The sequence below is a fragment of the Paenarthrobacter sp. 4246 genome (assembly GCF_040546855.1).
GTDB lineage: Bacteria > Actinomycetota > Actinomycetes > Actinomycetales > Micrococcaceae > Arthrobacter.
In genome coordinates this window covers 177025-196465 of the sequence record NZ_JBEPOP010000009.1, presented here as the reverse complement: position 1 = coordinate 196465, position 19441 = coordinate 177025, and the positions used below count along the sequence as shown (strand labels likewise).

The window sequence follows — 19441 nt, the reverse complement described above, 5'->3', positions numbered from 1 at the left end:
CATGTCCGTCCGTTAGTGTGGCGCTCGTGAAGGCTATTCGAAGGTTTACAGTCCGTACCGTCCTCCCCGAGCCCATCCGGCCCCTGGCCCGATTGGCGACCAATCTGCGCTGGTCCTGGCACCGGCCCACACGGGAACTTTTCGGGAGCCTCAACCCGGCTCTCTGGGAGGCGTCGCAGCACGACCCCATTGCCCTTCTGGGGTCCATCAGCCGCGAACAACTGCAGGACCTCGCCAACAACGGCGACGTGGTGGAGCGCGTTCAGGCCGCTGCTTCCGACCTGGACCGGTACCTCAGCGAACCGCGCTGGTACCAGGGCCTCGGCGAGGACGCTCCCGCCTGCATTGCGTACTTCTCCCCCGAATTCGGCATCACTGAGGTCCTCCCGCAGTATTCCGGCGGCCTCGGTATCCTGGCCGGAGACCACCTCAAGGCCGCCTCAGACCTCGGCGTGCCGCTGATCGGCGTCGGGCTCCTCTACCAGGCCGGCTACTTCAAGCAGTCCCTGTCCCGGGACGCCTGGCAGCAGGAAACCTACCCGGTACTGGATCCCGACGGCCTGCCCCTCACGCTTCTTCGCCACCCCGGCAAGGACGGCATGCCCGGCAAGCCCGTCCACATCTCCCTGCCGTTGCCCAACGGCAGGGAGCTCCACGCGCACGTCTGGCGTGCCGACGTCGGACGCGTTCCGCTGCTGCTGCTGGACTCCAACGTTCCCTCCAACGATGAAGCCGCCCGCGGCATCACGGACCGCCTGTACGGCGGCGGGGGCGACCACCGGCTTCAGCAGGAACTCCTCCTGGGCATGGGTGGCGTCAAAGCCCTCCGCGTCTACCAGGAACTCACCGGCACCCCCGCGCCGGAAGTTTTCCACACCAACGAAGGCCATGCAGGGTTCCTGGGCATCGAACGCATCCAGGAAGCCATGTCCGATCCCGCCGTGCCCCTCAGCTGGGACGAGGCCCTCGCTGCCGGACGCGCGTCCACCGTCTTCACGACGCACACGCCCGTCCCCGCCGGCATCGACCGCTTCGAGACCGTCCAGATCAAGCACTTCTTCGAAGCCGGCCTGGCACCTGCGGTGCCCACGGACCGCATCCTGGAACTCGGCCGGGAAAACTTCGACGGCGGAAACCCTTCCGTTTTCAACATGGCGGTAATGGGCCTGCGCCTGGCGCAGCGTGCCAACGGCGTGGCCAAGCTGCACGGCGTGGTGTCCCGCGAAATGTTCGCGGGCCTGTGGCCGGGATTCGACCACTCCGAGATCCCCATCACTTCCGTCACCAACGGTGTCCATGTCCCCACCTGGGTGGACCCCCGCATCTCCACCCTGGCCCGGAACCAGTTCGGTGCCGAGGCTGAAGCGCTGGGCCGCTGGGACCTTGCCTACAACGTCAGCGACGAAGACGTCTGGGCACTACGCCGGGAGCTCCGCGCCCAACTCATCGACGACGTCCGACGCCGGCTCCGGGCCTCCTGGAAGAAGCGCGGCGCCGCCGACGCCGAGCTCGGCTGGACCGACTCCGTGCTGGACCCGGACGTGCTCACCATCGGCTTTGCCCGGCGCGTGCCCACCTACAAGCGACTTACCCTCATGCTGCGCGACCCCGCACGCTTGAAGGCCCTGTTGCTGGATCCGAAACACCCCATCCAGCTGGTCATCGCCGGCAAGTCGCACCCCGCAGACGACGCCGGCAAGAAGATGATCCAGGACCTGGTGCGCTTCACCGACGATCCCGAAGTCCGGCACAGGATCGTCTTCCTGCCCAACTACGACATCGCCATGGCACGGACCCTGTTCCCGGGCTGCGACGTGTGGCTCAACAACCCGCTCCGCCCGTTGGAAGCCTGCGGCACCTCCGGGATGAAGGCCGCCATCAACGGCTCGCTCAACCTGTCCGTCCTGGATGGCTGGTGGGACGAAATGTACGACGGCGAAAACGGCTGGGCGATTCCCACCGCCAACAACGGCGCCTCAGCGGATGAACGTGACGACATCGAAGCGTCCGCACTGTACGAGCTCCTCGAAAACCAGGTAGCTCCGCGCTTCTACGGCACCACCGTTGCCCAAGGCGCTGGAGCTGCGGGACCGTCCGAGTCCAGCCGCGAGACCGTTCCCACCCACTGGGTGTCCATGATCAAGCACACCTTGGCAAACCTCGGCCCCGCCGTTTCCGCGGAACGTATGCTCCACGACTACGTTAACAACCTCTACTGCCCGGCCGCTGTTTCCGGGCGCAGGGCTGTTGCCGAATCCTTCAAGGAAGCAAAGGAACTCGCCGCCTGGACCACCAAGGTCCGGAACGCGTGGCCCCAGGTAATGGTGGAGCACGTTGACTCCGTGGGGGTCTCCGAGGAACCCCAGGTAGGCGACAGCCTCCAGGTCAACGCCTACGTGGCCCTCAACAGCCTCACCCCGGACGACGTGTCCGTCGAGGTAGCTTTTGGGCGGGCCGAGGAGTCCGACGAACTCGAGGACATCGTGGTGGCCGAACTGGACTCCCTGGAAGACCTCGGCGGCGGACGTCACCTCTTCCACGGCTCCCTGGTCATCAACCGGTCCGGCTCCTTCGGCTACACCGTCCGGGTGTTCCCGAAGCACTCGGCGTTGGCTTCCAAGGCTGAACTGGGATTGATCGCCAACGCGTAGTCCGCCGTAGCCCAATTGGCGACTCATGGCTGGCTACGGTTGGGACCCGTTGGCGCGACTAGTTCTCGAAGACGGCGATGACTGCCAGGTCGCGGCCAGCGTAGCGCTCGGCGTCCTGGAGGACTTCGCAGACCACCCCGAACGAACGGTCTGTGCGGTAGGCGGCCGGGACCTGCCAGATCATGGTGACGGGGCCGCCGTCGTCCTCTGAGAGGGCGTCGGCGTAGTCGTGCAGGGAGTCGTTCAGGGCGTCCAGGTTCACACCGTAGTACTCAGGGAAGTCCAGGACCTGGGCGAAGACTTCCAGGACCGCCTGCTTGGTGTTTGCCGGGGGTACCATCACGGTCCTGCGGCCGGCGTCGGAAATCTGTTCCTGTAGTTCTTCCAGGGTCCAGGTGTCTGCGGAATAGATCTTCATGGGGCTCCTACTTGCCTTCGACGATGAACTTGAACGACTGGTAATGGTCCGGGGTGTAGTACTTGGCAGAGTCCTTGCCCACGACGATTCTGCGGGCACCCCGGTGCGATTCTCCTGGCGTGCTCACCGTGTACTCCTTGTAGAAGCCGCTGGTCTTCTTGGGCAGGAGGCCTTCAAAGTTGCCGAAATTTCCGTTGTCTTCCCTATACGGATAAGGGCCGCCCTTGGCGATCAGCGCCAGAGTTTGACGGGCTTCCTTGGGCAACTGGGAGGCATTGATGGTGGGCAGCGTTGAGGGGTTGGCCACCGCAGCGGCCGACGACGACGCGGAGCCAGGTGCCGGCGTCGTGCTTGGCGCTGTGGGTGTCGCCGTGAGCGAGCCACCGCCCACCATGGCGACTACCAGGACGACGACGGCGATCACCAACCCCGCAAACGCCACCAGTTTGCTGCGGCTGCGGTTCATGCGAAGAGCTCCTGAGGGGGTGTGACTACGTGCGGTAGATGTTGATGGTGTTGGCTTGCAGGATATCCCGCTCGCCCGAGGCCACCAACGCGCCCTTCCGCCGTTCATGCAGCACCGACGTTGTGAAGCGGAGCTCAAACATGCGCTTGCCGATGCCCGTTTCACTCAGGATCTCCGGCAGCACCATCTTCACATCCTGGTTGCTTCCGTTCACTACGATCAAGCCACGGATTTCGCTGTCCTCGTGCCCCATCAGGAGCTGGACGGAGCGCACATTGGGATCGTTCCAACGTGCGGGAGTCATCCGCTGACCTTTGTCGTCGAACCATTGCAGGCTGGAATTGTTCGCGTTGCCGGGGAAGCTCTCAGGCTGGTGACGCAGGAACCAGCGGCGGAGCCGGACCAGCTCACGCGTGGTCCGGAACATGGCGTTGGCTTCCTGGGTGCGGCTCCAATCCAGCCATGCCGTGGGGTTGTCCTGGCAGTAGGCGTTGTTGTTGCCCTGCTGGGTCCGGCCAATTTCGTCGCCTGCCGTGATCATGGGGACGCCGAAGGACAACAGCAGGGTTGCCATCAGGTTGCGGATGGACAGGGCGCGGGCGGCCACAATGGCCTCGTTCTCGCTCCGCCCCTCCACACCGTGGTTGTAGCTGCGGTTATCGCCATGGCCGTCGCGGTTCTGCTCACCGTTGGCCTCGTTGTGCTTACGGTCATAGCTCACCAGGTCCTTCAACGTGAAGCCGTCGTGGGCCGTGATGAAGTTGACCGATGCAAGCCGGGTGCGCCCGGAGGATGCGAAGAGGTTCGCGGAACCGGCCATGAGTTCAGCCAACGATGCCACGGAACCGCCCTGTCCACCTGCTTCGATTGCGGCGCGGTCGGACAGCCAAAAGCTGCGGACGCCATCGCGGAAATGGTCGTTCCAATCCGACCAACCGTGGGGGAACCGGCCTGTCTGCCAGCCACCGTACCCGACGTCCCACGGCTCGGCGATCAGCTTCACCTCGGACAATACCGGGTCCTCTGCGATGGCCTGCAGGAAGGGATGCTGGGGGTCAAAGGAGTTGCCCGCGTCCCGGCACAAGGTCACGGCAAGGTCAAAGCGGAAGCCATCCACGTGGAAGTCGTTCACCCAGTACCGCAGGGAATCCAAAGCCAGGTCCACCACCACGGGATCGCTGAAGTCCAAGGTGTTTCCACAGCCGGTGGTGTCCAGGTAGCGCCCATGGGCATCGTGCCGGTAGTAGCGCTCCTCTGCGAGTCCACGGAAGCTCAGGGGCGGTCCATCCGGACCAGCTTCGGCGGTGTGGTTGTACACCACGTCCAGGATGACCTCGATGCCTGCCGCATGCAGCAACTTGATCATGCCCTTGAGCTCATCCTGCACTGCATGGGGACCGGCCTTGCGCGCTGCCTCCGTGGCATAGTCCGAATGCGGTGCAAAGAAGGCAGCCGTGTTGTAGCCCCAGTAGTTGGTCATGCCCAGGTCCTGGAGGTGGGACTCATCCAGGTGGAAATGGATGGGCAAAAGCTGGACGGCCGTGATGCCCAGCTCGGTAAGGTGCTGGATCATCACCGGATGTGCCATGCCGGCGTAGGTACCTCTTAGGTGCTCCGGAATGTCCGGGTGCAGCATCGTCTGTCCACGGACGTGCGCTTCGTAGATGACGGAAGTCCGCAGAGGAATGCGGGGCGGACGGTCATCGCCCCAGTCAAAACCTGTTTCCACGTGCACGCTGGTGAGGAACTCTCCCCGCTGGTCCACAGCGCGGCCGTAGGGGTCGAGCAACAGGCGATGTTCGCCGTCGTCGTCCAGGTCCACAGCCGGCAAGGACAAGGGGAAGCCGCGCTCGGACGGTGCCTCGCGGAAACCGTACCGGGTGCCCGGCGGCATCCCGCTGACCAGCCCGAAGTGCACTCCATCCTCAATGTTGGGAAGGATGTGGGCACGCCACGGCTCTCCGGGAGCCTGGAAGGCGATCTCCACCTCTTTCAGGTCGGGCGCGAAAACTGCCACGTTCACCTGATGGTCCTGCGTCATTTCGGCATCGTCAAGGCCGGGCTGAGGGGTGCTCAGTCCGAGGGGCCGTGGCCGCGAGGCGTCGACGGCGGCTTCTGTGTCAAAAATAGGCATAACCATTGCTTGCAAGTTTAGTTCCACGCCAAGTATGTGCCGCGCCGGCCGCGCATGTGACGACGTTCCACGTCGCGATTTGATTACTTGCCTGCTGAGGGCCGGATTACTTGGGCCGCTCACGTGCTGGAACGCTGTCCCGGTGCCACCCGCGCTGCGGGGAGGCTACGTGAATAAGTCGCATGGACCGGCTGTTGTCCCACCCGCTTGGCATACTGGGACGGAGACAACTGGAGGTTCTATCGTGCGCGTGGCACTCGCCCAAGTCATCACCGGCCGGGATCTGGCCGACAATCTGCGGCTCCTCGAGGAGTACGCCCGTCTGGCGAAAGGCGGCGGCGCCGAACTGGTGGTCTTCCCCGAGGCCATGATGCGCGCGTTCGGGAACTCGCTGCTGGACATCGCCGAACCTCTGGATGGTCCTTGGGCCGGCCGGGTGCGCGCCCTCGCCGACGAACTGCAGCTGGTCATCGTGGCCGGCATGTTCACCCCCGGCGCTCCTTCGGATTCAGGAGCACGCCGCGTGCGGAACACGCTGCTTGCCACTGGTCCCGGCGTCGAGACGAGCTACGACAAGATCCACCTCTTTGACGCATTCGGCTTCGCTGAGTCGGACACCGTTGAGGCGGGTACAGACCCCGTGACGTTCGACGCCGGCGGCCTCACCTTTGGTTTGGCCACTTGCTACGACATCCGTTTCCCTGCCTTGTTCACGGCCAACGCCGATCGCGGCGCCGTGGTAAACATCGTCTCGGCGTCCTGGGGCTCCGGGCCTGGCAAAGCCGAGCAGTGGCAACTTCTTGCCCGCGCCCGCGCCGTGGACACCACCACGTTCGTGCTCGCGTGCGGCCAAGGGGATCCGGCCACGCAGGGCGTTGAGCCCAAAGGTGCTGCGCCCACAGGGGTGGGGTACTCCGCCGTCGTATCCCCGTTCGGCCAGGTTCTGGAGGCCCTCGACGGCGAACCCGGCCTGATCTTCCACGACCTGGACCCCGCCGTGGTGGAGGAAGCCCGCCAAAAACTCCCGGTGTTGGCCAACCGCCGCGACTTCTAACTCCCCCCACCGACCCTCTCTCACATCCCTACCCCTTCGAGCCGACCCTCTCTCACATCCCTACCCCTTCCGGCCGACCCTCTCTCACATCCCTACCCCTTCCAGCCGACCCTCTCTCACATCCCTACCCCTTCCAGCCGACCCTCTCTCACATCCCTACCCCTTCCGGCCGACCCTCTCTCACATCCCTCGGACTCGTAGTGAAGGAAGGACGCTGGGGTACCGGGCTTTTGCGCCGGATCAGCCTGAGGAAACGGGACCCGGTGTCATTGAACGACCGCCAAAGGCCTTGGCCGGAGATGAGCGGTGAAGGCGAGTCAGAGTTCCTGGGAAAAAGTCATCGCATTCCTTACCGTTGAGCAAAGTAGGTGACCCGAAGAGTTCAGACCGTTCGGCCCAAACCCGCGGGATATGCGAGAGCGTGCCGCCCAAACCCGCGGGATATGCGAGAGCGTGCCCCCCAAACCCGCGGGATATGAGAGAGCGTGCCCCCCAAACCCGCGGGATATGCGAGAGCGTGCCCCCCAAACCCGAGGGATATGCGAGAGCATGTCCTCCAAACCCGCGGGATATGCGAGAGCGTGCCCCCCCAAACCCGAGGGATATGAGAGAGGGTTGGTAACCGCTGACAGTGCGGCTGGTGCTGCGGACACACAAAAAAGGCGCCGCAGGGGCCATCCGGAAGCATGCATCTCAGCGAAGAACGAGCGAGCATGCGGAGGATGGCGCTTGCGGCGCCTCAGCGAGGACTACTTGGCGGCGCGCTGCCTCGACACTTCGTACAGCGAGATGCCGACGGCCATGGAAGCGTTGAGCGACTCCATGGCGGAGTCGATCGGGATCGAGACAATCTGGTCGCAGTTTTCGCGGACGAGCCGGCTAAGGCCCTTGCCTTCGGAGCCGACCACGATGCAGACAGGCTCGGTGGCAACGGTGAGGTCGGGCAGCGAGACGTCGCCATCGCCGTCCAGGCCCAGGACGTAGATGCCCATGTTCTTGAACTGCTTGAGCGCGTTGTTGAGGTTCGACGCGCGGGCCACAGGTACGCGGACAGCGGCACCGGCGCTGGTCTTCCATGCGGACGCCGTGACGCCCACGGAGCGACGTTCAGGAACGATCACGCCGTGCCCGCTGAACGCGGATACGGAGCGGATGATCGCACCGAGGTTACGGGGGTCGGTGATCCCGTCCAGTGCAACGAAGATGGGGGCGTTGGAGATGTGCCCCTTCTTCCACTTGGCCAGGGTTGTCTCTGCGAGGTCGTAGGCGTCCTCGTACTCGTACGGCGGGATCTGCAGGACGAGGCCCTGGTGGACAGCGTCCTCGGTCATGCGGTCCAGCTCAACCTTGCCGGTTTCAAGCAAGGGGATGCCACGCTCGGCCGCGAGCTTGAGGGATTCCTTGACGCGGTCGTCCATCTCGATGCGGATGGCGACGTGCAATGCCTTGGCCGGGATGCCAGCGCGGAGGGCTTCGACCACCGAGTTACGGCCGGTGACCAGCTCTTCGGTGGCACGTCCCTTGGGGCCGGAGCGCGCACCGGCGCCACCGGGGCGGGTGCCCGGTCCGCGCTTGGCAGCTGAGCGTTCAGCCAGCTGCTTGTTCTTGTATGCCTTGTGGTAGGTGCGTTCCTCCGCCTTGGGCGTGGGACCTTTGCCCTCCAGGGCCTTGCGGCCGTGGCCACCGGTTCCGGTGGTGGGGCCCTTCTTCTGCTTGACCGACCGGCGACCATTGTTGGCCATGAGATTCCATCCTTGATTTTGTGAGTAAGTCTGGAATCAAGTCTACTGACCCGATGCAATTCGGCCGCCGCGCCGGTTTGTCAGTCGCGTTTAAGGCTCCAGGTGGCCCCGTCCGCACCATCTTCGACGACGACGCCGGCTTCGGCCAGGGTGTCGCGGATGGCGTCGGATGCTGCCCAGTCCTTATTGGCCCTGGCGGCAGCCCGGGCTGCAAGTTGAGCGTCGATCAGCACTCCCAATGCGGCGTGCTCGCGTCCCTGCACGGCTTCCGGACGCTTGACCGCATCCAGGCCAAGAACTTCGGTCATGGAGAGCACGCTGTAGAGGGCAGCCTTGGCGGCATCGAGGTCGCCGGACGCCAACGCGGTGTTGCCCGCGCGGACGGTCTCGTGGAGCACACCCAGCGCCTGCGGAACATTCAGGTCGTCGTCCATGGCAGCAATAAAGGCTGCCGGCATGTTGGCCTGGGGTGCCACCTCAGCGGCGGAGCCGCCGCTGATCCTGGCCGACGCTTTGGCAACGAAACCGTCAATACGTTCGACGGCGGCGGCGGCCTCCTGCAGCGATGTGGGCCGGTAATCCAGGATGGAACGATAATGCGCCTGACCCAGGTAGTAGCGGACCACGCGGGGTGATGCGAGCTCCAGCATTTCGGCCGGGCTCACCGTGTTGCCGATGGACTTGGACATCTTTTCACCTTCGAAAGTGACCATGCCGTTGTGCATCCAGAAGTTGGCGAACTCGTCGCCGGCCGCCTGGGACTGGGCCATCTCGTTCTCGTGGTGCGGGAAACGAAGATCCAGTCCCCCACCGTGGATGTCGAACCGCGGTCCAAGGTATTTGGTGACCATGGCGGAGCATTCAAGGTGCCAGCCGGGACGTCCGGCACCCCACGGGGAGTCCCACTTGGCGGTAACAGGCTCGCCGTCTTTGAAACCCTTCCACAGCGCGAAGTCGCGGGGATCGCGCTTGCCGCGAGGGTCGGCGTCGGGCGCTCCCTGCATGTCATCGATATTTTGCCGTGTCAGCGAGCCGTACTTGCTCCAGGAGCGGACGTCAAAGTAGACGTCGCCGGAATCATCCAGGGCAGGGTAGGCGTGTCCGCGGTCGATGAGGCGCTGGATGAGCGAGTGCATCTCAGGGATGTGGCCCGTTGCGCGGGGCTCGTATGTGGGCCGCTGAACGCCGAGGGAGTCGTAGGCGTCCTCGAACTCCTGTTCGTAGCGGTACGCCAGGGCCCACCACTCCTCGGCTTGGCGTGCCGAGGGTTCAGCATCCCAGTCCGGCCCGAATGACTGCGCGGACTTGGCCAGGATCTTGTCATCAATGTCAGTGACGTTACGCACCACGGTGACGCGGAGGCCGCGGAACTCGAGCCAGCGGGTCAGTTGGTCGAAGGCAATGGCCGACCTGACGTGGCCCACGTGCGGCATTCCTTGGACAGTGGCCCCGCAGTAGTAGACGCTGGCCTTGCCGTCTTCGAGGGGAACGAAGTCGCGGACTTCGGCGGAGGCGGTGTCATAGAAGCGCAGGGTCACCGCTCCAGATTAGCCGATGACGTGCCACGACCTGCCTACTTGCAGTATTCGCCGATTTTATTGAATTGGACGGTGAGCTTCTCCTGCTGGTCCTTGGTGGCTGCGCCGAGGGATGAAGCGGCCGCTTCATCCATGATCGCCGCCATGTCCTTGATCGGGTTGCCGATCTCCGGAGCCAGCCTGTCAGCGATTTCGTGATAGTGCGCGGCGATCTGTTTGGACTGCTGCTGTTGGTTGCCATCGGGCTTGAAGGTGTCGTTGTTCAGGAACTCGCAGCTGGCCGCCACGTCCATCTTCGGCGCCCCCGCGCAACCGCCGAGCAGGAGGATCGCGGCAAGGCCAGCGGACAGTGCCACTGCGGAACGCACGACGCCGGCGCCTGGCTTAGGCATGCGGCGCACCTTTCGCGGGACCCGGCCCGGTCGCCGGTACCTTATGCCCGGTGACCGGGTACACGAGGGCGGTGGCAACAGCGGAAATTCCTTCGCCACGGCCGGTGAATCCGAGGCCGTCGCTGGTAGTGGCTGTGACGCTGACTGGCGCGCCAGCGGCCTCGGTCAGGACCTTCTGGGATTCTTCCCGGCGGGGGCCGAACTTGGGCCGGTTGGCCACGAACTGCACTGCAACGTTGCCGATCTCGAAGCCAGCTGCGCGAACGATACGGGCCGCTTCACCCAGGAGTTTGACCCCGGACGCGCCAGCGAACTCTGGCCGGTCCGTACCGAAGTGCGTGCCGAGATCGCCAATCCCGCAGGCGGAGAAGAGCGCGTCGGCCGCCGCATGGGCCACGCAATCGCCATCCGAATGCCCCGAGAGTCCTTGCTCGCCTTCCCAGAAGAGCCCACCCAACCAAAGCGGCTGGGGGTCGCCGTCCGGGGCGAACGCGTGGACGTCGATGCCGACACCGGTGCGGGGCAGGATCATGTCCTGGCTCAACGTCATCAGCCCTCCACCCAGCGGATCCCGAGCGGACCTTCCAGGAGGCCTTCAGCGATGATGAGGTCCAGCGGCGTGGTGATTTTGAGCGACTGGCTGGCGCCGCGGACAGCGTGGACCGGAACGCCGAGGAGTTCCACCAGCATGGCGTCGTCGGTGACAGCTGCGGACTGCTTGTCGTCGAAGAGCCCGGCAGCTTCGTGTGCCCTGCGCAGCACGCCCAGTTCGAAACCCTGCGGCGTCTGCACGGCCCGTAGCTGTTCACGGGGAGCCGTACCTGTAACAACTTCCGGGGCGATGGAGGAGTCTTGGCCGTTTGTCTCGGCAACAGTCTTAATGGTGTCCACCACCGGCATGGTCGGAATCACGGCCTTCGCACCAGAAGCCAAGGCGTCGGAGACGCGCTGGAAAACCCTTTCGGGAGTCAGGGCCCGCGCAGCGTCGTGGACCAGGACCAGTTCCGTTCCGTCCTCCAGGGCAGCCATGGCGGCGCGGACGGAATCCGCGCGGGAGGAGCCGCCGTCGACAACTGAAATCTCGGGGCCGCCGTCCACAAGGTCAATGGTGAACTCGGAGATCGACTCGCGCAGGGCCATGTCCCCTTTGGGCACGGCGATGCAGATCTGGCGCGCTACATCAGACGCAACTACGCCACGAAGGGCATGCATCAGGATGGTTTCGCCACCCAACGGAACCTGGGCTTTGGGCATGCCGTAACCGAGGCGCTCACCGGAACCGGCGGCAACCACGATCACGGCCGTGACGGCGCGCTTGGAAGGATTACTCATGCGCCCAAGGTTATGCGGAATGTGCAGGGAAAACCCACATTCCGGGCAATTCCGCGATGCTGCGACCGGCTTGTGGCAAAAAGAAACCCGGCGGCGCTTTCGCACCACCGGGGCTCAATTCTTAGGAAGCCAAGACTTCGTCAAGAACGCTTGCAGCCTTCTCTTCGTCTGTCTTCTCAGCCAGGGCCAGTTCTGAAATCAGAATCTGCCGTGCCTTGGCCAGCATCCGCTTCTCGCCTGCGGAGAGGCCGCGATCGTGATCACGACGCCAGAGATCGCGAACGACCTCCGCCACCTTGATGACATCGCCTGAAGCAAGCTTCTCCAGGTTCGCCTTGTAACGACGTGACCAGTTGGTAGGCTCTTCAGTGAACTCGGCGCGGAGAACGTCAAAAACGTGCTCCAAGCCTTCTTTGCCCACTACGTCCCGGACCCCAACAAGGTCAACGTTCTCTGCTGGAACTTCAATGGTCAGATCACCCTGAGCCACCTTGAGCTTGAGATACATCTTCTCTTCGCCCTTGATGGTGCGCATCTTGATTTCCTCAATTTTTGCTGCACCGTGGTGAGGGTAAACTACTGTCTCGCCGACCTCAAAAACCATGTGGACTTTCCCCTTTCCCGCAGATTAGTCTATCACGATTAAGGCATACGACTGGCACCCAGCAGCCCGTTCTACCGCGCCAATACAGGGAAAAAGGCCTTAAACGACTTCCTCCAAGGTCTTGACGTAATCCGGGAAAGATGCTTCGAGCAAGCAACGTGCGACCAAGATCTCCTTCGACGCCGGCGCCATAATGGCCTCCCGAATCCTTATTTTGGCGGGTTTGCCGATAGGCTATGGCTGAAAAGTGTTCCAATGACTCTTGAGGAGTAGGTGTCGTGCGCAATACTGCGATGAACCCTGTCCAGCGCGGCAAGCTGGCAATTGCGGCGGCTGCAATCGGCGTCGGTCTTCTGTCCGTCACCGGCTGCGGATTCGTCAACGCCCAGCAGACTACCCACCAGTACTCGGCATCGGACGGGATCAAAGCTGATCTCGGTCAGTTGCAGTTGCGCAACATCCTGATTGTTGCCTCCGGTGAGAACGAGCCCGGCCGCGTGATCGGCGCCGTCTTCAACCAGTCCAGCACTGATGCGACGCTCACCGTCAGCGGCGCGAACGGCTCCCAGACGGAGATCCCGGTCAAGGCCAACTCGGAAACGTTGTTGAACGACACCACGGACGCCGCCATCTTGAGCTCCGCAGGCGTGATCCCCGGCGGGCTGACTCCGGTCACGATCCGCAGCGGGTCGGACTCCGCCACGATCAACGTTCCGGTGGTCGACGGCACGCTGGCTGAGTACACCAAGTACCTGCCCACCACACCGACTCCCACGGCAACGCCGACATCGACGTCGACGTCCACCGAGTCCGCAGCAGCCGGCCACTAGCAGGCAGCACGCCGCAAGCCATACAACAAGGAAGGGTCCCGCCGCGGCGGGACCCTTCCTTGTTACTTGCAGCAGAGCCTTTACGGCTCGAACTTGTAGCCGAGTCCACGCACCGTCACCAAGTAGCGGGGTGCGGAGGGATCGGGCTCGATCTTGCTGCGGAGGCGTTTCACGTGAACGTCCAGCGTCTTGGTGTCGCCAACGTAATCCGAACCCCACACACGATCAATCAACTGGCCGCGCGTCAGCACCCGGCCCGAGTTGCGGAGCAGCATCTCCAACAGTTCGAACTCCTTCAACGGCAGTGATACTTGTTCGCCGTTGACGCTGACGACGTGCCGTTCAATGTCCATGCGGACAGGACCAGCCTGCACGGTCGATGTGATGAGCTCCTCCGGCTCGCCCTGACGGCGCAGGACTGCACGGACACGGGCCACCAGCTCACGGGAGGAGTAGGGCTTGGTGACGTAGTCGTCGGCACCGAGTTCCAGGCCAACCACCTTGTCGATCTCCGAGTCCTTGGCCGTGAGCATAATGACGGGCACGCTGGAACGCTGGCGCAACTGACGGCACACCTCCGTTCCCGGAGTTCCTGGCAGTTGCAGGTCAAGGAGGACCAGGTCCGCACCGTTCCGGTCGAACTCCACCAAGGCATCGCTGCCGTTGTCCACTACCTCGACGTCAAAGCCCTCTTTGCCCAGGAGATAGGACAGAGGGTCGCTGAAGGACTCTTCGTCCTCCACAATCAAAATCCGGCTCAAGCGCTGGCTCCTTGTTCTTGGGCGCCGCTGGCGCCCCCTTGTTGACCCGCGATTTGGGGCTGTTGACCCGCGATAGGGGTTTGTTGAATCGCATTGTTGGCTTGGTTTGCCGCCCGGTGGGGTTCGACGGCGGCAGCCGGCGCCTTACGTTCCCCGGACGCGTCCGCCGTGGCAGCGTGAGCCGGCAGGGCGCCGTCGTCCTCCTGGCCTTCCATCTCCGGCAGGCGGATGGTGAACGTAGACCCTTGGCCCGGCTGGGACCAGACGGTCACCTCGCCGCCATGGTTGGAGACCACGTGCTTGACGATGCTCAGGCCAAGACCGGTGCCGCCTGTGTGCCGCGAACGTGCGGCGTCAACGCGGTAGAAGCGTTCAAAAACACGCTCCTGGTCCTCGGGTGTCAGGCCCTCGCCCTGGTCCGTCACGGAGATGGCGACGACACCTTCCCGGGTTCGGATGCCCACTCCCACCCGGGTGTTTTCTGGTGAGTAGCGGATGGCGTTGTCGATCAGGTTACGCAGGGCAGTCACCAGCAGGTCACGGTCGCCGAAGACCAGTGAGTCTGAATGGCCGCCCACCACGATCTGGATGTTCTTGCTCTCCGCCGGCAGCTGCGAGCGGTCCACTGCCTCGGTGATCACGGTGTTGATATCCACCGCGTGCCCTTGCTGGGCGACGTTGGCACCCTGCAGGCGGGACAGTTCGATAATGTCCTGCACCAGGGCTGCGAGCCGGCCGGATTCCTTGTGCATGCGTTTGGCGAAGCGGCGTACGGCTTCCTCGTCATCCGGCGAGGCTTCCAGGGCCTCAGCCAGGAGGGAGATGGCGCCGACGGGAGTCTTGAGCTCGTGGGACACGTTGGCCACGAAGTCGTTGCGGATCTCTTCGGTGCGGGTGATTTCTGTGCGGTCGTCCGCGAGGAGCACGATGTATTCCTGGCCCAGCATGGCCGCCCGCACCTGCACCACGATGGTTCCCTTGCCCAAAGGACCACGGGGAAGCTCGTACTGCTCCTCCAGGATCACGCCGTCGCGGCGGACTTTGGCAGTCATGTCCAGGAGCTGCTTGTGCACCACTGTGTGACCTCGGACCAGGCCGTAGGCATACGCAGCGGGACTCGCGCGCACCACGCCGTCGATCACGTCAACCACAACAAACGCTCGCCCGACGACGGCAAGGACCTCCGCGGCTCCGTCAGGAAGGCGGGGCTCAGTAACGTCCAGGTCCACGATGCTCCGCTGCCGCTCGCTGATCCTGAACGCGAGCATGCCAAAGACGCCCAACGACAGGCCAACGAGGCCGGCGACGACACCTATGAGCAATGGATCCACGGCTCCAGCTTATGCTGTGGAAAGACGGACAAGCATTGATCCGGCGCCAAACGCGGACGGTTCAACTAACGTTCATCTAAAGGTGCCGAACAGTTCACTGGCTCCTGACACAGTTACTGGTTGGACTGCCAATGGTTTTGAAGTCCGGCCCGGATCATGGGAACCGGATTTCCAAGGAAAGGACGCCTTAGTGCGCAAGGTTTTTCAGGAGGAGCTCACCCAGGTAGGTGACGACCTCATCGAGATCTCCAAGCTGGTTCACGAAGCAATCACGAAGGCCACAACGTCCTTCGAAGGCGCCGACGTGGACCTTGCCCAGGACGTCATCGCGGCGGATGCACGGATCGACTTCCTGCAAAACAGCCTCGACGAGCGCGCCATCGACATCCTTGCCTTGCAGGGCCCCGTGGCCAGCGACCTCCGCATGATCGTGGGTTCGCTGCGTATGAGTGCGTCGCTGGAACGCATGGGCGACCTCGCCCGGCACGTAGCCCAGCTGGCGCGCCTGCGCTACCCGGCCACCGTGATCCCCGCTTCGCTGACCCAGACCTTCAAGGCCATGGCGCAGCACGACATCGAGATCACCGCCAAGGTCATCGAGCTCCTTGAGACCCGCGACCTCGAGGTAGCCCGCGACATCCTTAAGATCAACATCGCCGTGGACGACCTCCACCTCAGCGTCTTCAAGGCCATCGCCTCCCCCGAGTGGAGTGAGAGCCCGTCCACCACCGTGGACGTTGCCCTGGCCAGCCGTTACTTCGAGCGCTTCGCCGATCACGGCGTCTCCGTAGCCCGCAAGGTCACCTACCTGGTGACGGGCGAATGGCAGCCTGAAGGCTTCTAGCCTTCCCAGCATTAACGACGACGGCGGCCGGTCACCTCAGGTGACCGGCCGCCGTCGTGTACTGCTCAAGCGCTACTTTTTGCCCTGGTTGGCTACCGCGAGGATGGCTTGGGCTGCGGCGTCGGGATCCAAGTAGGTTCCGCCGGGGTTGATGGGCTGGAAGTCCTCATCCAGTTCATAGACCAGCGGGATGCCCGTGGGGATGTTCAGCCCGGCGATGGCGTCGTCGCTGATGCCGTCCAGGTGCTTCACGAGGGCACGCAGGGAGTTGCCGTGCGCGGTGACCAGGACGGTCTTGCCGGCTTTGAGGTCTTCCTTGATGTCCGATTCCCAGTAAGGGAGCAGACGTACCAAGACGTCCTTGAGGCACTCGGTGCGCGGCAGTGCGTCACCAAGATCCTTGTAGCGGACGTCGTGTGCCTGGGAGAATTCGCTGTCGTCGGACAGGGGCGGCGGCGGGGTGTCGTAGCTGCGGCGCCATTCCATGAACTGCTCTTCACCGAACTCGGCCAGGGTCTGGGCCTTGTCCTTGCCCTGCAATGCGCCGTAGTGACGTTCGTTCAGGCGCCAGTCGCGCTTGACCGGGATCCAGCCGCGGTTGGCTTTGTCCAGTGCCATGTTGGCGGTGTTGATGGCACGCTTCAGGAGCGAGGTGTAGAGGACGTCCGGCAGGATGTCGTTCTCCACCAGGAGCTCTCCACCGCGGACTGCTTCTTCGCGGCCTTGATCGTTCAGGTCTACGTCCACCCAACCGGTGAACAGGTTCTTGGCGTTCCAGTCGCTGTGGCCATGGCGCAGCAGAATCAGCTTGTAAGTCATGGTTTTCATCCTAGCCGAGGGGCTCCATTGCCTGCCCGGCATTACGTCCGCGCGAGATAAAGTGGAGGCCGTGGTGCAAAAAGCGGAACGGGTGGGCTCTCCCCGCAGTCGGAGCGGGAAGCCGGTTGGCAACATTACCCGGGGCACCACGAATCCCAACCGCATGCGCCGCCTGGACCGTTGGCTTGCCGGGCCTCAGGCGTGGCGGCTCCGCGCCGCCGTCGAGCCCCTGGTGGTGGACCTGGGGTATGGCGCTTCGCCGACCACCGCCGTCGAGCTCTTCGAACGCCTGCAGGCCGTACGGCCGGATATACGCGTTTGTGGGATCGAGATTGAACCGGAGCGCGTCAGGACAGCCAAAGCACTGGAGCGGCCCGGGCTGAGCTTCCACGTTGGGGGCTTCGAGGTTCCCGTGCCCGGAAATCCGGTGCTGGTCCGCGCCTTCAACGTGCTGCGCCAATACGAGGAAGCCGACGTTGCCGGGATTTGGCGGCTGGTGCAGTCGCGGCTGGCGCCGGGTGGCCTGTTCATTGACGGCACGTGTGATGAGATCGGCCGCCGGGTGACGTGGGTGGCCTTGGATTCCGAGCGCCCGTTGAGCCTCAGTTTTTCGGTACGGTTCGGCAGTTTCGAGCTGCCGTCGGACATCGCCGAGCGGCTGCCAAAAGCCCTGATTCACCGGAACGTTCCCGGCGAACCGATTCATGCGTTCCTGCAGGCGATGGACAAGGCCTGGCTGGAGGCGGCACCTTTGGCGTCGTTCGGAAACCGGCAGCGGTGGACTGGCATGTGCCGTTCATTGCGCGACGCCGGATGGCCGCTTCAGGACGGACCGGCGCGGTGGCGCCTCGGTGAAGTGACAGTGGCGTGGGACGCTGTGGCGCCCCGGTAACGCTTTCCTGCAGCGCTTACCAGGGACCGTATGGGCCGACGTTGCGGTTGCCTCCGCTGCCGGCCTCGCGCAGGGCGGGACGGACATCGGCAAGGTACACGCAGGCCGCGGTGACTGCAGCGATGCCGAAGAGGCCCACGCCGCTTCCGCCGGTGAAGACCGTCAGTGCGCCGATGGCAAAAGCAATGCCAGTGAGCGCAGTCCAGAACGTCTTGGTCCGTTTGGAGGCGGCCACGAAGAGCGTCGGGCGGTGGCGCAGGCAGTCCGCGAAGGCCCACAATTCCAGGGCAAGGGCCACCAGGCCAAGAATCAAGTAGACCCCGCTGGTGACAAAGGCAATCAAGAGTTTTCCGTCCACGCCCTTTAGCCTAGCCTTCCAGCGACTTCAGCGCTTGCTCGAGGTCGGACCAGAGGTCTTCCACGTTTTCGATTCCGACGCTCAAGCGGACCAGGTTTTCCGGAACGCTCAGCGGCTCGGCTGTGTGCCGGCGTCGGCGTTCAATCAGTGATTCGACGCCACCCAGCGACGTTGCGGGCAGCCAGAGCTGCAGCGCACGGACCAGTTCATCGGCGGCGTCGGCACCCTTGCGGTGTTCGTCTCCGGCAATCTGGATGCACAGGATGGAGCCGAAGCCCTTCATCTGTGCCTTTGCGCGCTCGTGTCCGGGATCGGTGGGGAGGCCCGGGTAACGGATGGTTTCCACTCGGGGGTGGGTGCTGAGGCGTTCGGCCAGGGTTGCTGCTGACGCCTGCGAACGTTCAATCCGCAGCGCAAGCGTTCGGAGGCCGCGCAACGCCAGCCAGGCTTCGAACGGGCCGGCGATTCCACCATGGATGATCCGGTGGTGCAGCAGCGTGGCACGCAGCTCCGGGTTTGATGTCACTAGGGCGCCAAGGACTACGTCCGAATGTCCGGCCAGGTATTTGGTCACCGAATGAAGTACGACGTCGGATCCCAGGCTGAGGGGTTGCTGCACCAAGGGCGTGGAGAACGTGTTGTCCGTGACCACGATTGCGCCCACTGCGTGCGCGGCATCGGTCAGTGCACGGATGTCGGCGATGCCGAGCATGGGGTTGGTGGGGCTCTCCAACCAGAGGAGATCGGCCTTCTTGCCGTTGTCCGGGCTGATGAGGGCCTTCACGGCATCCGTGTCCGTGATGTCCACCGTGCGCAGCTCCAGGAAACCCTTCTCTGCCAATTCAGTGGCCATGACCAGGGAACCCGCGTAGCTGTGGGAGGGCATCACCACCACACCGCCGGCGGGAACAAGGGAGAGTGCGGAACTGACGGCCGCGAGACCGGAGGCGTACAGCAGGCCCGGGAGGGTGGCGCCTTCCAACTTGGCGAGTGCGTCCTCGAACGGGTCCCACGTGGGGTTGGCGTACCGTCCGTAGCCTCGGTCCCCGTCGCCTAGTGAACCTGTGCCGAAGTATGTGGAGGACAGGACGATGGGCGGATTCACTGGCTCATCGTGGGCCCGCTCGGGCCGGCCGGCAGCAACTACAACGGTTTCCGGCGACAAATCGGCGGCATGCTGATCGGAAAGGCTCATGGTTTCAGCGTAGCCGCGGGCAAGGCTGTGGATGAAAGGCGTTACGCGCCTTGATGTCAGTGAAGCTCGGTAGGCTAGAC

19 protein-coding genes are annotated in these 19441 nt (G+C 63.9%); 5 read left to right on the top strand and 14 right to left on the bottom strand.

From position 1 onward, the window contains the following. Window positions 1–26: 26 nt before the first annotated feature. Window positions 27–2651 (top strand): alpha-glucan family phosphorylase, encoded by a 2625-nt coding sequence (gene glgP / locus ABIE35_RS17380; protein WP_354516859.1) that lies wholly within the window; start codon window positions 27–29, stop codon window positions 2649–2651. Between the two features lie 58 nt (window positions 2652–2709). Here glgP and ABIE35_RS17375 read toward each other — a convergent pair whose 3' ends face one another. The 3 genes from ABIE35_RS17375 to glgX are packed head-to-tail and all read right to left on the bottom strand — an operon-like array spanning window position 2710 to window position 5675. Then, a complete protein-coding gene (locus ABIE35_RS17375) occupies window positions 2710–3069 on the bottom strand; it encodes a barstar family protein (RefSeq protein WP_354516857.1) in 360 nt (119 codons plus the stop codon). Window positions 3070–3076: 7 nt separating this feature from the next. Beyond that, window positions 3077–3535, bottom strand: a complete 459-nt coding sequence (locus ABIE35_RS17370) for a guanyl-specific ribonuclease (protein ID WP_354516855.1) — start codon at window positions 3533–3535, stop codon at window positions 3077–3079. 25 nt (window positions 3536–3560) lie between these two features. After that, on the bottom strand, window positions 3561–5675 hold the full coding sequence (gene glgX / locus ABIE35_RS17365; RefSeq protein WP_354516854.1) for a glycogen debranching protein GlgX: 2115 nt from the start codon (window positions 5673–5675) through the stop codon (window positions 3561–3563). 238 nt (window positions 5676–5913) lie between these two features. On the opposite strand from glgX, the gene ABIE35_RS17360 reads away from it, so the two are divergent. After that, window positions 5914–6723: a carbon-nitrogen hydrolase family protein gene (locus tag ABIE35_RS17360; protein ID WP_354516852.1), complete on the top strand. Its 810-nt coding sequence runs from the start codon at window positions 5914–5916 to the stop codon at window positions 6721–6723. Between the two features lie 749 nt (window positions 6724–7472). Here ABIE35_RS17360 and rlmB read toward each other — a convergent pair. The 6 genes from rlmB to ABIE35_RS17330 all read right to left on the bottom strand — a co-directional run bounded on the left by rlmB (window position 7473) and on the right by ABIE35_RS17330 (window position 12331). Then, window positions 7473–8465 (bottom strand): 23S rRNA (guanosine(2251)-2'-O)-methyltransferase RlmB, encoded by a 993-nt coding sequence (gene rlmB, locus ABIE35_RS17355; protein WP_166842865.1) that lies wholly within the window; start codon window positions 8463–8465, stop codon window positions 7473–7475. A gap of 80 nt (window positions 8466–8545) precedes the next feature. Continuing rightward, on the bottom strand, window positions 8546–10003 hold the full coding sequence (gene cysS, locus ABIE35_RS17350) for a cysteine--tRNA ligase (protein ID WP_354516849.1): 1458 nt from the start codon (window positions 10001–10003) through the stop codon (window positions 8546–8548). Between the two features lie 35 nt (window positions 10004–10038). Then, window positions 10039–10395 (bottom strand): hypothetical protein, encoded by a 357-nt coding sequence (locus ABIE35_RS17345; RefSeq protein ID WP_354516847.1) that lies wholly within the window; start codon window positions 10393–10395, stop codon window positions 10039–10041. After that, window positions 10388–10945: a 2-C-methyl-D-erythritol 2,4-cyclodiphosphate synthase gene (gene ispF, locus ABIE35_RS17340; protein ID WP_354516845.1), complete on the bottom strand. Its 558-nt coding sequence runs from the start codon at window positions 10943–10945 to the stop codon at window positions 10388–10390. Before ispF ends, ABIE35_RS17345 begins: the two co-directional genes overlap by 8 nt. Then, window positions 10945–11727, bottom strand: coding sequence for a 2-C-methyl-D-erythritol 4-phosphate cytidylyltransferase (gene ispD, locus ABIE35_RS17335; RefSeq protein WP_354516843.1), 783 nt, complete (start codon window positions 11725–11727; stop codon window positions 10945–10947). The genes ispF and ispD overlap by 1 nt, the downstream gene beginning before the upstream one ends. A gap of 121 nt (window positions 11728–11848) precedes the next feature. Further along, window positions 11849–12331, bottom strand: a complete 483-nt coding sequence (locus ABIE35_RS17330) for a CarD family transcriptional regulator (protein ID WP_011690592.1) — start codon at window positions 12329–12331, stop codon at window positions 11849–11851. Between the two features lie 293 nt (window positions 12332–12624). Between ABIE35_RS17330 and ABIE35_RS17325 the strand changes: the two genes are divergently transcribed. Beyond that, entirely contained in the window at window positions 12625–13161 is a 537-nt protein-coding gene (locus ABIE35_RS17325) for a hypothetical protein (RefSeq protein ID WP_354516885.1), read from the top strand. An 80-nt stretch (window positions 13162–13241) separates the two neighbouring features. Here the strand turns inward: ABIE35_RS17325 and ABIE35_RS17320 are convergent, their stop codons facing one another. Further along, window positions 13242–13922 carry a winged helix-turn-helix domain-containing protein gene (locus ABIE35_RS17320; protein WP_020608526.1) on the bottom strand — a complete coding sequence of 227 codons (681 nt, stop codon included), beginning with the start codon at window positions 13920–13922 and terminating at the stop codon, window positions 13242–13244. After that, complete coding sequence (locus ABIE35_RS17315) at window positions 13919–15244, bottom strand: sensor histidine kinase (protein ID WP_354516883.1); 1326 nt, start codon at window positions 15242–15244, stop codon at window positions 13919–13921. The genes ABIE35_RS17320 and ABIE35_RS17315 overlap by 4 nt, the downstream gene beginning before the upstream one ends. Window positions 15245–15443: 199 nt before the next feature. Here ABIE35_RS17315 and phoU point away from each other — a divergent pair, with 199 nt between their 5' ends. Next, on the top strand, window positions 15444–16097 hold the full coding sequence (gene phoU, locus ABIE35_RS17310) for a phosphate signaling complex protein PhoU (protein WP_024819653.1): 654 nt from the start codon (window positions 15444–15446) through the stop codon (window positions 16095–16097). A gap of 72 nt (window positions 16098–16169) precedes the next feature. Here the strand turns inward: phoU and ABIE35_RS17305 are convergent, their stop codons facing one another. After that, on the bottom strand, window positions 16170–16916 hold the full coding sequence (locus ABIE35_RS17305) for a phosphoglyceromutase (protein WP_089597194.1): 747 nt from the start codon (window positions 16914–16916) through the stop codon (window positions 16170–16172). 70 nt (window positions 16917–16986) lie between these two features. Between ABIE35_RS17305 and ABIE35_RS17300 the strand changes: the two genes are divergently transcribed. Beyond that, window positions 16987–17808 (top strand): class I SAM-dependent methyltransferase, encoded by an 822-nt coding sequence (locus tag ABIE35_RS17300; RefSeq protein ID WP_354516882.1) that lies wholly within the window; start codon window positions 16987–16989, stop codon window positions 17806–17808. Window positions 17809–17824: 16 nt separating this feature from the next. Here ABIE35_RS17300 and ABIE35_RS17295 read toward each other — a convergent pair whose 3' ends face one another. After that, window positions 17825–18166, bottom strand: a complete 342-nt coding sequence (locus ABIE35_RS17295; protein WP_354516839.1) for a DUF2516 family protein — start codon at window positions 18164–18166, stop codon at window positions 17825–17827. Between the two features lie 10 nt (window positions 18167–18176). Further along, complete coding sequence (locus ABIE35_RS17290) at window positions 18177–19361, bottom strand: trans-sulfuration enzyme family protein (RefSeq protein ID WP_354516837.1); 1185 nt, start codon at window positions 19359–19361, stop codon at window positions 18177–18179. Window positions 19362–19441: the final 80 nt, after the last annotated feature.

What these genes read in the sequence shown, in the direction of transcription:
- ABIE35_RS17375 (WP_354516857.1), bottom strand. Translation starts at nt 3,069, where the DNA reads ATGAAGATCTATTCCGCAGACACCTGGACCCTGGAAGAACTACAGGAA.
- ABIE35_RS17370 (WP_354516855.1), bottom strand. Translation starts at nt 3,535, where the DNA reads ATGAACCGCAGCCGCAGCAAACTGGTGGCGTTTGCGGGGTTGGTGATC.
- glgX (WP_354516854.1), bottom strand. Translation starts at nt 5,675, where the DNA reads ATGGTTATGCCTATTTTTGACACAGAAGCCGCCGTCGACGCCTCGCGG.
- rlmB (WP_166842865.1), bottom strand. Translation starts at nt 8,465, where the DNA reads ATGGCCAACAATGGTCGCCGGTCGGTCAAGCAGAAGAAGGGCCCCACC.
- ABIE35_RS17345 (WP_354516847.1), bottom strand. Translation starts at nt 10,395, where the DNA reads ATGCCTAAGCCAGGCGCCGGCGTCGTGCGTTCCGCAGTGGCACTGTCC.
- ispF (WP_354516845.1), bottom strand. Translation starts at nt 10,945, where the DNA reads ATGACGTTGAGCCAGGACATGATCCTGCCCCGCACCGGTGTCGGCATC.
- ispD (WP_354516843.1), bottom strand. Translation starts at nt 11,727, where the DNA reads ATGAGTAATCCTTCCAAGCGCGCCGTCACGGCCGTGATCGTGGTTGCC.
- ABIE35_RS17330 (WP_011690592.1), bottom strand. Translation starts at nt 12,331, where the DNA reads ATGGTTTTTGAGGTCGGCGAGACAGTAGTTTACCCTCACCACGGTGCA.
- ABIE35_RS17325 (WP_354516885.1), top strand. Translation starts at nt 12,625, where the DNA reads ATGAACCCTGTCCAGCGCGGCAAGCTGGCAATTGCGGCGGCTGCAATC.
- ABIE35_RS17305 (WP_089597194.1), bottom strand. Translation starts at nt 16,916, where the DNA reads ATGACTTACAAGCTGATTCTGCTGCGCCATGGCCACAGCGACTGGAAC.
- ABIE35_RS17290 (WP_354516837.1), bottom strand. Translation starts at nt 19,361, where the DNA reads ATGAGCCTTTCCGATCAGCATGCCGCCGATTTGTCGCCGGAAACCGTT.